The sequence below is a fragment of the Rhodococcus sp. DN22 genome, assembly GCF_036669995.1.
GTDB lineage: Bacteria > Actinomycetota > Actinomycetes > Mycobacteriales > Mycobacteriaceae > Rhodococcus_F > Rhodococcus_F erythropolis.
This window is the reverse complement of sequence record NZ_CP133326.1, coordinates 6,055,963-6,068,715: the sequence shown is the minus strand read 5'-3', so window position 1 is coordinate 6,068,715 and position 12,753 is coordinate 6,055,963. Positions and strand designations below refer to the sequence as shown.

Below are 12,753 nucleotides of genomic sequence, written 5' to 3'. Positions count from 1 at the left end.
TCGAGGTCTCCTCGATGCGGCGCTGGTCCGTGTTCTGTTGTCGCCAAAGAGGTTTGACCTCTCAGGTTTTGAAGGTGGTGTTCGCCGGTCGCGGGTGCTGCTGCGGGTCGATCGAGGGTGGCGGGATGAACCAGGGTTTGTTGTCGACTCCGATCCGAATCGCCCACTTCCCGACGAACCCGGATTTGCGGTGCATCAGCCGGTGATGTGAACGGCACAGCAGGACCAGGTTGTTCATCACCGTCGGGCCGCCGTTCGCCCAGTGCCGGATATGGTGCGCATCCGTCCAGGCAGGCACACATGAACACCCCGGGAACGCGCAGCCTCTGTCTCGGGCAATCAACGCCACTCGCTGTTCGGCGGTGACCAACCTCTTCCCTGGTTTCGCATCGAGCGGCGCGCCGTGATCGTCGAGCAGGACGGTGGAGAGGAAACAATCACACCCGAGAAGCCTGGTCTGCGACACCGAGAGTGGTCCGAGCCAGGGCATGTGCCCGACATCAAGATCCGACACAGCCATTCCACCACCATCGGGCGAGGGTGTGGCGGCGCAGTCTCGGTGCTCAGCGAGATCACGGGCGTTGATGTGCACGTTCACGTGCGGGCGCTGACCACCGTCGGTGCCGGTTTTGGCGCAGTCGAGGTACCGGCGGATCAGTTCGGTGAACCCGTCGGCCGTCCGCTTGGCCGCCGACCGAGAATCCGGGGTTCCGTCCGGTGCCGGGGTCGGCATCGTCAAATTCGACAACGCCGACAACAACATTTCACCGGTGAGGGCATCGAAATCACCACGCACCACCACCCGACCGTTCAACGTCGACGCGATCCGCAACTCATTGAGATCGACATCCTCGGCGGGCGGGATCTCATCGGATTCGAACAACCGCTCCAAGGTCGCGATCACGTTCCGCACCTTCGTCGTCGTCGCCTCCACACCCGACGCAGCCGCAAGCAGTAGGTCGATACAACGAGGGAGCGCCTCCTCCGGCATCCCCTTCGGTGGTGATTCACAGAACGCCACGATCAACACGGCATGCTCGAAGGAGCAGTCCCCACAACCGAACCGAGCAGCCACACCCGGAAGCGGCCGCAAAGCCGCACCCAACGCGGCGATCTTCTTCCCGTCCCGAACCTGCAGCATCGTGTTCGCCGCCAACCAGGACCCCACACCGCGGCTCGCAATCACCTGATCATCCGGACGCATCGACAGTTCGTCCACCACCGCCACTCGAACGGCTTCCAGGCGCAGAATCTCCGCACTCGCCTCGACAGCAGCAGCACGCAACTCAGCAGCAGACAACTGCCACAACCGTCCGCGTAACCCCACCGCAGAACCCGACACCACGTCCGACAACAAGACACTCATTGAATCCCCCGATCCCCTCCCCAAAGGGTACTCGAACATGCGTTCGAGTCAAGAGGGAATTAGGCGAGGGCGCGAAGGAGTGGAGTGGGGTCGGCGACGACGAACAGATGGCCGCCTCCGTTGATCTCTTCGAAGCGAGAGTCGGGAATCAACGAGTGTGCCCAGCGGGCTACTTCGATGGGTACGTTTCCGTCGTCGGTTCCGTGTAGGAAAACCGTTGGTACCGAGATCGATTGGAAGAGTCCAGGCACCTCGAGGCGATACCGAGCCAAGTCGACAACCCCTGCGGATCCACCCTGTGCGATCCCTTCGGATGAATCCAACTGGAGGGCGGGGCGATGTACCTCGTCGGTCATGACTGCCTGATCGGCGGCCGGCCAGATCGAGACTGAGTCGCTGCGTAGCTTGGAGAACACTCCGGTTCCTGCGAGCATTGCGCCGGCCACACGGGGAGCCCAGGTGGCGGCAAAGTACAACGCAGATACCAGTTTTATTCTGCGTCGCAAAGTATCTCGCGGTGCCCCGGGGATCATGGCGCACGCCAGCACCAGTTTCGAGACTCGTTCGGGAACGGCTGCAGCGACTGCGAGCGCGTAACCGCCGCCTCCGGAGAATCCCATCAGTGTGGCCGAGCCCAACTCGAGGTGATCGACCAGGGTGACGAAGTCGTCGTCCCAGGAATGAAATCCCTTGTCCGTGTAGGGATCCGTGCGTCCGAAGCCGGGTCGATCGGGGACTATCAGCCGTATGCCTGCCGTCGAAGACGCGTTGTGGAGTGAGAGCCCTTCGTATCGGCTGCCAGGTGATCCGTGGGCCACGACTACCGGGTGGCCAGTCGGATCGCCGTACTCGCAGAATGCGATACGACGCCCCGACGCGTCGCGAATTTCGGTTGTGGTCACGCTGCTCGTCATGGTGTGGTTCCTTGCTGCGCGATCGACGCCACACCGTCCAGGATGAGGGCGACTCCGAACTCGAACCTTCGGGTGGGATCGTGATGAAGTGCGAACACCGATGCCTCGCGTCGATCGGCAGGTGCGCTGTCGAAAGCGCCGCGTCCCAATTGAATTGCGACGTGTCCGGTGACGAAATCATGCAGCGCGCCGTATGCGTACGTGGCCTGCTCGTCCTCGAGGCCTGCCAAGGAAAGGGCGCTCACGACTCGGTGGGCGGTATCGTCGGCCCCGGGTGCTTCCAGTGATGCCTGCCGATGGGCTTCCAGGACCAGGGGATGGCGCATCAGGAGGTCGTGGAGGCCGTAGGCGAACGTGCGGGCAACCCCGCGCCAGTCGGTCGGCCAGTCGATCGACGAGACGGCTTCGCCTACGAGAGTCGAGATCAGATCTCGCCTCAAGGCGTCGATGCCGCCGGTTGTGCGGTGGACGGACATCGGCGATATGCCGAGTCGTTCGGCGAGCACTCGAAATGACACCGCATCCAGGCCGTCCGTATCGGCGATCTCTGCCGCGGCATCAAGAATCTGTCTGTGACTCAATGCTTTTGGTCGACCAGCCCTTGCAGAGCTGGTGGATTCGGATACCATGCTGACAACAATAGCGATACGCGTATCGAAATTACAAGTGTCCATCGACCTCCAAGGAGCGCTGCCCGATGACCGATCTCCATCAACTGTCCGCCGTCGAACTTGCCGGTGTTATCGCCGCCAAACAGATCTCGATTCCCGAAGTCACCAGGTACTTCGTCGACCGTGCGACCACTTCCGATGACGTCGGCGCCTTCACGACGATCGCCGGGGAGCACGCAGTCGCCCTCGCCGAACAAGCGCAGCGCAGGTTGGACGAGCGGGACGCCGGGCCCCTTCCGCGTCTGTTCGGCGTTCCGACGGCAATCAAAGACCTCGACGCAACGCGCGGCATTCGCACGACCTTCGGATCGGCGCTCTTTCGCGACTTCGTGCCGGACGCTGACGACGAGATCGTCGAGGCGATCCGAGAAGGTGGGTTGATCGACATCGGGAAGACGACGGTGCCCGAGTTCGGGGCAGCCTGTTACACCGAGCCGGAAGTCGCTCCGCCTGCTCGCAGTCCGTTCGATCGCACGCGGAGTGCCGCCGGCAGCAGTGGCGGCGCTGCTGCCGCCGTCGGCGCTGGTCTGGTGCCGTTTGCACAGGGAAGTGACACCGCCGGTTCGTTGCGTTCGCCGGCAAGTACGTGCGGAGTCGTCGGCCTCAAGCCGAGCCGCGGTTTGATCACGATGGGCGTGGCGGGGCATGACAACTTCGGATTTGCGAGCAAGGGGCCGATCGCCCGGACAGTTCGCGATACCGCTGCGCTGCTGGACGTTCTGGCGACGCGACCCGGCGCCGGAACTATCCACCCGCCTCGGCCGAAGTCGTTCGAAGAGTTCGTCGTACAGGCTGGGGGAGTTCGGGCTCGCCCCTTGACCGTCGCTCTTGCTCACGGATCGGTCTCCGGCGGAGCCGTGGATGCGCAGCTCTCGGCTGCTGTATCGAAGGTTGGGTCTGTGTTGGAGGGTCTGGGTCACAACGTGTTCGAGCGACCGCAGGCTCGCGATGACATTTTCATCGATGCTTTCGTCAAGATGTTCTCGTCTTTGGCGGGAACCAAGCCGATCCCGGAGGAGTACGAACACCTTCTGCGTCCGATAGTGCAGCACTTGCGAGTTCAAGCAAACGAGGTGTCTTCGGGTGAGCTGGCCGCGGCAATCGGTATTGTTCAGGCCTGGGCGCGGCGATGGAGTCTCGACTACGCCGACGCCGACCTTGTCGTCACTCCGACTGTGACGAGGCCGCCGCTTGCGATCGGGGAGTTGCGCAACGACGAAGATCCCGCGACCGAACTGATCGACATGGTCGCTTTCACCGGAAACACCGTCGTCGCCAATGCAACCGGTTTCCCGTCGATCAGTCTGCCACTCGGTTGGACGGAAGACGGCGTTCCACTCGGCGTGATGATCTCGGCGAAATGGGGTTGCGACGCGGAATTACTCTCTGCCGCTGCAATGCTCGAGGCCGAGATGCCGTGGAAGGATCGGTACCGATTCGACCGCGCAACCGTGCTCTAGTTCGGGAGCGGTACCCGGTCGCTCGCCGATGCGAACCCCAACCACGTGTGGCGGTTACCCCACCAGCACCACCCGACTTTCGGGGCGTTGCGGTTGTCTTTGCCGTCGCGACCGGTTCCGTTGCTGATCCACACGGCGGGAGTTCTGGTGTCGAAGGATCCGTCAGGTTTGCGCAGTCGGGAGCCGATGGTCATGAAACACTTTCCGCGTTCGAGAAAGTCGGGGCGCTGCAACAGCCAGTGGATGCCTTCGGTAAGCGTCAGCGGCGTACGGTCTGCGTCGACGATTGCGGGCAATGCTTCGTCCGGGCTCCAGTTGGCTAGGTGATCCCCGCGGTCGACTCCACTGAGCAGATGTAATGGGCTTTCGGGCAGCGTTGACTGCTCGGTGGGGGTGAACAGATCGACGTCCGCCATGTCGACGACTATGAATCCGCGCTTGTTCTCGAGCTCGAGCAGCGGAGTCAGAACTGAAGCCGGAGCCAGTTTTTCGTGCACGGTGAGTAGTCCGACATCACCGTGCCCGGTTGCGGCCTCCCTGACATCGCCGGCAGAAAGTCCGGCCATCTCGTGAACACCGAGTTCGATCAATCGCTCGGCTTGCTGATCGATGGGCGGGAGGTCGAAATGCATATCTGCGATCCTACCGATCGTGAGCAGAGCGATCGGAGGGTTCGGCCGCGAGGGAAGTCGGCCACGCAACGCCCAACGCGCGCATGATGAACGGGACGGTGGTCGCTACGACGGCGTCCACTCGGTCGCCGGCCATGAGCATCGGGCGTCGGCTTTCCACGCAGGCGAGGATGAGTTGCGCGGATGCGGCAGCATCGGAATCGACAAAGACACCGGCGTCGACACCTTCCTGGACGAGCTGTTCGACCAGAACCGACAGCGGGACAATATGTTCGAGGAAACTTTCGCGATCCTGCGCTGACAACAATTCGACCAACGCGATTCCTGTGAATCGTTGCAGTGAGAACTCGACGAGTGTCAGTTTGACGAGGATTTCGAGTCGGTCCACAGGATTCTCGCGGTCCGCGAGTTCACGCTCGGCCAGGAGTAGGAATCTATCCATCTCGCGGGTGGACCAGGCGAGCAGCAACGCGGATCTGTCGGGGAAGTAGTTGTACACCGCTGTCCGCGAGACGCCGGCCGCCTGGGCCACGGTCTGCAGCTTCACGTTTTGCCAGCCCTGCTCGTGAAGTTCGCGAATGAATGCGTCCAACATGGCTTCTCGGGTGGCGATTTTGTGCTCTGCGGTTGTCGCGCCACCGGTCAACTTCGGCATGGTCGATCCTCCTGGGTCTGATTCACGGTCACGGGGAGGTCGAACAGGTCCGCAACAAGGCGCGGATCACCTTGCCACATCGAGACGGGTGCGAGCATCATCTGCTGCGCGATCGAGCGTACGGATCGGCAGACCTCTTGTTCTTCGGCGAGTGTGAGCGTCGTGCGTTTGCGCAATCGCTCCATCTCCGCGGTAGTGAGATCAGTGATCCATTCCTCAGCTGCAAGCGAGAGGGGTGAATCCGGTGTCACGACCGATCCAACTCGGCACTGGAGAACCGCGAAGTCATCACGGACAGCGTGATGACGGCGACGACCGAGACGGCGTGTGCCGCCGCCAGCCAGAGCGACGCGGGTGCATGTTTGTGAAGGGTGGGCGCCATCAGCATGGCCATAAGGAGGGCGAGACTCGACAACATCGCGGGACCGTTGGGGCGGCCGACAAGCAGGCTGACCAGAAGAACGAGCGCGACGACGCTGCACGCCACATCTACAGGCGGGTACGTGGCCGGAACGATTCCGCTGACAGTGTCGGTGAAGTTCAGCCCGATCGACACCAATTGTGCGAGACCTGTCGCGCCGGCCAACCAGGCCGTCCAACGTAGTCCGTGGAGTCCGGCTTTCCGAATGCCGGTCAGGGTTCCTTCGGCGGATTCCCACGCTTCGGACGTCGGTGTTGTCACGGCTACTCCTTTTTATGACGAGGTGTCGTCATAAAGTAGCAGTGCGCGATCGCGAGATTCTTGCCGGTAGGTGACTGGCCTGCTTCGAAGGGATAGCGTCGAAGTACCGGCCGAAATGACAATCGCGGGGAGGTGGCTCGATGACGACCTCTGCCCACACGGATCGGCCCTCGTCGAAACAGAGTTGGTTGGCGCGCGCAGCCTTTGCGGCCCTGGTTCTTGCAGTCGCGGTGCTCCTGATCTTCGCCGGACTGAAAACCTTGACCATGCTGATCCTGGGGATCGGTGGGGTGGTCGTGTGCGTCGTGGCCGTGTACTGGTTTCTGACGACCCGCGGATTCCTCCGCTGGCTCTCGTTGGCCGTGGCGGTTCTGACGCCGATCGTGGTGCTCACGTTCCTGGTCCGAGAACGCCTCCTGTGGGTGGTGCTCCTCGCGATCGGATTGTTCGTCGTAGCCGGTATCTTCGCTCGCACCGCTTTGGAGGGGGAGGAGAAGGAATTGCCGGTTGTCGAGCGACCGGCACCGCCGCCCGTCAAACCGTTCTTCGTGATGAACCCGAACTCCGGCGGTGGCAAGGTCGAGAAGTTCGACTTGAAACGCAAGGCCGAGGAACGGGGGGCCACGGTCGCACTGCTCGAGGGGCCCGAGAAGATCGACGTGACGGCCTTGGCCAGGCAGGCGGTCGCGGACGGCGCCGACCTACTCGGTGTTGCCGGTGGCGACGGAACGCAGGCACTGGTTGCTGCTGTCGCGGCCGAACACGACCTGCCCTTCCTCGTCGTCAGCGCGGGAACGCGCAACCACTTCGCCGCGGATCTGGGGCTCGATCTCGAGGATCCATCTCGGTGCCTCGACGCGCTCGTCGACGGCGTCGAGGTCACGGTGGATCTGGGAAATGTCGGCGGTCGAACTTTCGTCAACAACGCATCGTTCGGGGCGTATGCCGAGGTAGTCCAGAGTCCGGAGTACCGCGACGCCAAGACCAGCACCTTCTTGCAGATGCTCCCGGATCTCCTCGCCGGACGTGCCGGAGCGGTGCTGACCGCGCGCTCCCCGAGCGTGTCCGCGGTGGGTCCACAGGCTGTGCTGGTCAGCAACGGCCCGTACGAGATGAACGACCTGGCGGGGCTCGGCCATCGGCCGCGATTGGACCGGGGCACTCTCGGAATCGTCGCGATCTCCGTCAGCAGTGCCCGTCAGGCCATCGGGTTGCTCCATCGGGCGCATCAACACGGTCTGGCTCAGGGCACCGGATTCGAGGTGATCGTCGACGCCGACACCGACGAGATTCCGGTCGGCGTCGACGGCGAGGCGCTGGTGATGCCAACTCCGGTCAGATGCACGGTCAGTCCGCAGGCGCTGAGGGTCAGAGTCCCCCGAGATCGACCGGGCATCCGTCGCCCCCGGCACGCCTGGGATCTGGTCCGGTTGCGAGAGTTGGCGAAGTTCAGGCGATCCGGCGCATGACCTGACCGACGGCCAGGACTCCCTGCGGATCATGCGTGTCCGCCAAAGCGCTCAGCCAGTGAGCGGTGTCCTCGTCGTAGGTGCGGGCGATCTTCTCCGGGTCGACGCTCGGCGCGAAGTTGGGCAGTGCATGCCCGTTCGTCCATGGCGCCATCGTTCGTCCGAGAGTCTCGGCGTGCGGGACTACCGCGTCGACCATCGGTGGGGCAAGAACTCCGACGGTGAACAGCGAGAAGGCAGCGTCACGATGGCAGAAGGCGCTGCGGTGCTCAGGTTCCCGTGCGAGGGCGCCCCCGAGGAGACGTAATTCGACGACGGTTTGGGGTGAACCGGATCCGGGGCCGGCAGCGGCCAGCAATGCGTCGACGGCCTCGTGTGACAGCTCGTTGGTCAATGCCGTGGATTCGTGCGTCGGCATCGGGTCGACGGGATCGGCGTGCACTGCCCCGAGGGCGGCATAAGGCAGCACACCGACTGCGTCGATCAAGGGTGTTGCGATTGAACGGATTCGGTCGATCAGTGACTTGGCATCGGATTCCTCGGCAAGACTTGCGAATCTGACCGCGACGGTGAGCCTGCCGGCCAGCGGTGGCGGAACCTGTGGAAGGGGTGGAAGTTGCAGAAAGGCAAGAGAGGTCGAGCTGTGCTCAGGCAGGTCGGCGCCCCAGTCCAGCCAGGCGTGCGCGACCGCGCTTGCATCTGCGCCGTCGAAATAGAGTGCACCGCCGTAGAAGTGGGTGACCGGTAGTAGGTCGATCTCGATGGCTGTGACAATGCCCAGTGTGGCCTTGCCGCCGCGTAGCCCCCAGAACAATTCGGCATGTTCGTCGGGGGTGACATGAATGAGTTCGCCACTGCCGGTGACGATGTCGAACGAACGAACGTGATCCGACGAGAGCCCGTACGTGCGCACCATCGGGCCGATGCCGGCGCCGGTGAGGAAGCCGGCGACTCCGACCGTGGGTGAAGAACCTGCCAGTGGCGCCAAGCCGTGGGGTGCGGCAGCGTCGATGACGTCCTGCCAGATCAAGCCCGCGCCGATTCGGGCAGTGCGGTTTTCGGGGTCGACGACGCATTCCGTGAGCCTGCCGGTGTGGACGAGGAGAACGTCACTGCCGAGAGGGACCGCGCCGTGGCCGGTGCGCTGAACACCGACGCGCAGACCCAACTTCGCCGCAAATCGCACCGTTGCGACAATGTCTTGCGCGCTCTCGACTGCCACCACAGCGCCAGGCGCGACGGGAACCGCTGCATTCCACGGAATCGCCAACTCGTATCCCGTTTCGCCAGGCAGGGAAACGGAGCCGGTCACCTCTGCGCGCAGTGATTCGACCGCGGCGTCGAGCGTGGGGGTCTGAAGGTTCATGGTCTTCCTTTCCTCATCCGTCTTTCGGTCAAGGGAAGGATGTCCGAACAGGCTTGGGTGGTTCTTGACGTATGTATCCCGAGCGGATCCAAGTTTTATCCAAGCGCATTCTCGCAGTTCAGGGCCATGTCGATCGCGCTCGTTCAGCTACGCCTCGCATGCCGAGTGTCTCCGATTCGGCCGCCACTTCCGTCAGCTCCCGTTCACGTTCGGCGGACGGCTCTCGGAGCTGCGCCCGAAGCAGTCGACAGCGCAGCAGTGTTGGTGCTCCGCCGGAGCCAGTTGCGATCTTCTCGGCCTGATCCAGGAGAGTCGATGCCTGCTCGACGTGACCGAGAAGCGCGTGCAGACGCGCGGAGGCTTCGGCAACCGAGCCCAGTTCACCGACATGGCCTACCGTTGCGATGCAGCCGGTGTGTGGCGAGAGAAGGCCGATGAAGGTGTCGGCGTATTCGACCAGTTCCAGATCTGCCACGACGCGTGCAAGTAGTGTCTGGTGTCCCAATGTCGTCCACGTCTGTGGCCCGCGATTGATCAGCCACTTCTTGATGCCTTCGGAAGTGGCGTCGCGCTCGCCTCGGGCGGCGTCGATGGCGATGTTCCACGAATCAGGTTCCACGACACCGGGATCAGATTCTGCCAACGCACCTCGCTCCCACTCCAGAGTGTTGAACGCCAGATCTGCGCTGCCAGCCGTGTACAACTCCGTTTGCAGATGGATCTGCCTGGCCGTCTCGTACTGCCGGCGGGCTTGCGCGAAGTCTCCGTACCATTCGGCGAGAGTTGCTTCCATCCAGCGTAATTGGACCCGAACCACCGGGAGTCTCAGTAGCTCGCAGCCGATGATCCCCTGCCTGACGTGTTTGACGGCAGCATCGACATTGGCCAGATTCATCTCCGTCATGCTCGCGACGGCGTGTGCGACGACGCTGTCGACACGCGATTGTTGGTGCGGCAGTTCGAAAAGCTCGCGCAGTAGGCGCATGGACTCCGCGCTGTGCACCGCGACTCCGGAGAAAAGCAGAATCCGTCCGAGCAGCGCGTCCGCGATCACATCCGGATCGTCGAGTTCGCGGGCGATGTCGAGAGCACGGGCGCTCCATCGATTCGGGATCTCGGCTTCGGGGTGGTAGCAACTTCCCACCGCCAGCGCAGCAAGAACCCGTGCGTGAGCTGACCTGTCGTTCTCGACCAAGGGCTCGACCGCCGCGAGCCGTTCGAGCAGTGGTCCCGGATCGGTACCGTAGGAAACCCACGGCCACGCACCGGCGGCCCGAAGTAATGCGCCTGCCAATCGTCCGACGGCGGAGGTTCGCCCCTCCCGAACAGCCTCGAGGAGACCAGCATTGACGACGTCGAGAACTGTCTGCCCTCGACCTGCGCGGGCGAGGGCCTCGACTCTGGCCACCAGCAGGTCGTCCCGATCGTCAGCGGATTGCTGGGACACCGGAAGTAAGTCGAACGCGCGGACAGCTGCCTCCCACCACTCGGCCGCGGTCTCCGAACTCCACCGATCGGTCGCATCCTGAGCTGCAGCCGTGCATGCCTCCAGAACGACGAGTGGATCGACCAGGGGAAGTGCCGACATCAGATGTTGCGCGCGGCGGCTCAGCCGGTCCGGATCGGAGGAATTTTCGAGCACTTCGGCAACTCGGGCATGTATCCGCTGGCGACGAAGCGTGGGTATCGCTTCGAGGACTTCGTCTCGGAGAAGGCCGTGAGCAAAGACGTAACCGCCGTTTGCCGAGTCCGCGACGATGATTCGTTCATCAGCAGCCGCGTCGAGATGGTCGGCGAGAGTGTCGACATCGAGACGGGTGGCTGCGGCCAGTGTGTACACCTCGATGGCGTCGCCGATAACTGCGGCAACCCGAAGATCTTGCAACACTGCCGGTTCGACTGCGGCAAGGCGTCGACCGAGGACAGATCGAACGGCGACGGGGATGCCGTCGCCCAGTCGCTCGTTCCGGGGAAGCCTGGCGTACTCCGAGACGAACAGCGGGTTGCCGCCGGTTCGTTCCGCCAGGGTTCGCGCCTCCGCGTCGTCGAGCGTGTCCCCGGAGACGCACCTTGCGAGTGTTGCAACCTCGCCCTGCGCGAGCGCCGGCACAATCATGGTTCGGTTTCCTTCGCCGTGGAGTACGGCTTCTTCGAACTTGCGCACTGCCGGCCCGACTTCCAAGTCTCGGAGCGTCGACACGAACCAGACTCTGGCACTGGTCATTGCGCCGACCAGGTAGGTCAGGCAACGAAGGGACGTGGGATCGGCCCATTGAATGTCGTCGATGACGACGGTCAACAGTGCATCTTTCGCCGCAGCTTCGATGGTGGTGCGAACCCGTTCGTAGACGGCAAATCTCGCTTCGTCCGGATCGATGTCCGTCGGCGGCGTCAGTACGAAATCGGCGTCGGCTCCGAGTTCCCGAACCAGTCGGCGGATCGGCCACCACGGCGGCGTTCCGTCGTCCTCCGGGCAACGTGCCCAGACGGTGGCTCCTCGAATGGACGTTGTTCTCGACGAACACTCCTCGGCGAATCGTGTCTTGCCGATGCCGGCGGGGCCGGTCAAGATCAACCAGCGAGGTGAGCCACGGCGAACGTCGTCGAGCATCTTGTCGGCGACAATCGTCTGAGCGTCGCGCCCGACGAACAAGCGTGAGGAATCCGTCTCGGGCATCGCTGCTACGGCTGGGGGAGAAGCCGGGACCGAAACTTGTTCGGCCCCCGTCCATCCCGGAGTGCGCGGCCAGGCGGCCAGGCCGGGTTCGTGGCGCAGGATCGCGCCTTGCAATGCTGTCAGCTCCCCGCCGGGCTCCAGTCCCAGCTCGGCGTCGAGCCGAGACGCGTGTAATCGAAACTGTTCCAAGGCTTCCGGTGACCTGCCCGCCCGATGCAGGGCAACCATTCGCAGCCAGCAGGTCCGGTCGCGGAACGGGTACTCGCCACAGAGTTGAGCAGCTTCGACCAGCGCGGGTGCCAGGCGCCCCAGAGCCAGAAGCGCCGTTATCCGGGTCTCCCGGCACTCGGTCCGCACTTCCTCGAAGGCTGCGGCTTCCACCTCCACCCAGTGCGCGTCGTTCAGGTCGTCCAGAAGCTGCCCCCGGACCGAGGCGAGGGCACGGTCAGCGGTCGTCAAAGCCTCCTGCCACCGTTCGTTCTCAGCGTGTTGTCGCGCCGTTTCGGCGTCGTCGAGAAACACCGACAGATCGACGTCTGCCGGAGCGACCTCGAGGACATAGCCAGGCGATTGACGCACTATCGGTGACGCCGTACCGGTTTCGACGCGTAGCGCTCGGCGCAGGTTGGAGATATACGCCTGGATGCTTGCCATCGCACTCGCCGGTGCGTCGTCGTGCCAGAGAGCATCGATCAGCCGGTCGGTGGAGACGACGCGACCACGGTTGAGCAGTAGAACGGCAAGGACCGTTCGTTGTTTTCGAGGGCCCAGATCGATCACGTCGCTCGTCGCCGGACCCCGTGCGACCTCCAACGGCCCGAGCAGTCGATAGATCATCCGTTTCCCCTCGTACCTGCGGAC

General features: G+C 63.4%; 11 protein-coding genes. 2 read left to right on the top strand and 9 right to left on the bottom strand.

The genetic code is table 11. The features are described 5' to 3' along the window. Window positions 1-61: 61 nt before the first annotated feature. The 3 genes from RA302_RS27980 to RA302_RS27970 are packed head-to-tail and all read right to left on the bottom strand — an operon-like array spanning window position 62 to window position 2,861. A complete protein-coding gene (locus tag RA302_RS27980; RefSeq protein ID WP_238054094.1) occupies window positions 62-1,366 on the bottom strand; it encodes an HNH endonuclease signature motif containing protein in 1,305 nt (434 codons plus the stop codon). Between the two features lie 59 nt (window positions 1,367-1,425). Beyond that, window positions 1,426-2,280, bottom strand: a complete 855-nt coding sequence (locus RA302_RS27975) for an alpha/beta hydrolase (RefSeq protein WP_030536213.1) — start codon at window positions 2,278-2,280, stop codon at window positions 1,426-1,428. Beyond that, the gene (locus RA302_RS27970) at window positions 2,277-2,861 is read right to left on the bottom strand and encodes a TetR/AcrR family transcriptional regulator C-terminal domain-containing protein (RefSeq protein WP_230587537.1); all 585 of its coding nucleotides are present in this window, start codon (window positions 2,859-2,861) and stop codon (window positions 2,277-2,279) included. Before RA302_RS27970 ends, RA302_RS27975 begins: the two co-directional genes overlap by 4 nt. Before the next feature lie 116 nt (window positions 2,862-2,977). Here RA302_RS27970 and RA302_RS27965 point away from each other — a divergent pair, with 116 nt between their 5' ends. Further along, entirely contained in the window at window positions 2,978-4,411 is a 1,434-nt protein-coding gene (locus RA302_RS27965) for an amidase (RefSeq protein WP_030536211.1), read from the top strand. On the opposite strand, the gene RA302_RS27960 is transcribed toward RA302_RS27965, so the two are convergent. The 4 genes from RA302_RS27960 to RA302_RS27945 are packed head-to-tail and all read right to left on the bottom strand — an operon-like array spanning window position 4,408 to window position 6,380. Further along, the gene (locus RA302_RS27960; protein WP_030536210.1) at window positions 4,408-5,043 is read right to left on the bottom strand and encodes a DUF5701 family protein; all 636 of its coding nucleotides are present in this window, start codon (window positions 5,041-5,043) and stop codon (window positions 4,408-4,410) included. The genes RA302_RS27965 and RA302_RS27960 overlap by 4 nt on opposite strands. Window positions 5,044-5,053: 10 nt before the next feature. Beyond that, window positions 5,054-5,698 (bottom strand): TetR/AcrR family transcriptional regulator, encoded by a 645-nt coding sequence (locus RA302_RS27955; RefSeq protein WP_030536209.1) that lies wholly within the window; start codon window positions 5,696-5,698, stop codon window positions 5,054-5,056. Continuing rightward, window positions 5,686-5,949 (bottom strand): hypothetical protein, encoded by a 264-nt coding sequence (locus RA302_RS27950; RefSeq protein ID WP_007730221.1) that lies wholly within the window; start codon window positions 5,947-5,949, stop codon window positions 5,686-5,688. The genes RA302_RS27955 and RA302_RS27950 overlap by 13 nt, the downstream gene beginning before the upstream one ends. Continuing rightward, window positions 5,946-6,380: a hypothetical protein gene (locus RA302_RS27945; protein ID WP_030536208.1), complete on the bottom strand. Its 435-nt coding sequence runs from the start codon at window positions 6,378-6,380 to the stop codon at window positions 5,946-5,948. The genes RA302_RS27950 and RA302_RS27945 overlap by 4 nt, the downstream gene beginning before the upstream one ends. A 140-nt stretch (window positions 6,381-6,520) precedes the next feature. Between RA302_RS27945 and RA302_RS27940 the strand changes: the two genes are divergently transcribed. After that, the gene (locus RA302_RS27940; protein ID WP_030536207.1) at window positions 6,521-7,849 is read left to right on the top strand and encodes a diacylglycerol kinase family protein; all 1,329 of its coding nucleotides are present in this window, start codon (window positions 6,521-6,523) and stop codon (window positions 7,847-7,849) included. On the opposite strand, the gene RA302_RS27935 is transcribed toward RA302_RS27940, so the two are convergent. Together RA302_RS27935 and RA302_RS27930 are read right to left on the bottom strand one after the other, a co-directional pair. Continuing rightward, window positions 7,830-9,215 carry an FAD-binding oxidoreductase gene (locus RA302_RS27935; protein WP_030536206.1) on the bottom strand — a complete coding sequence of 462 codons (1,386 nt, stop codon included), beginning with the start codon at window positions 9,213-9,215 and terminating at the stop codon, window positions 7,830-7,832. The two genes, RA302_RS27940 and RA302_RS27935, sit on opposite strands and share 20 nt — an antisense overlap. 118 nt (window positions 9,216-9,333) lie before the next feature. Beyond that, window positions 9,334-12,729 carry a BTAD domain-containing putative transcriptional regulator gene (locus RA302_RS27930; protein ID WP_030536205.1) on the bottom strand — a complete coding sequence of 1,132 codons (3,396 nt, stop codon included), beginning with the start codon at window positions 12,727-12,729 and terminating at the stop codon, window positions 9,334-9,336. Between the last annotated feature and the right edge of the window lie 24 nt (window positions 12,730-12,753).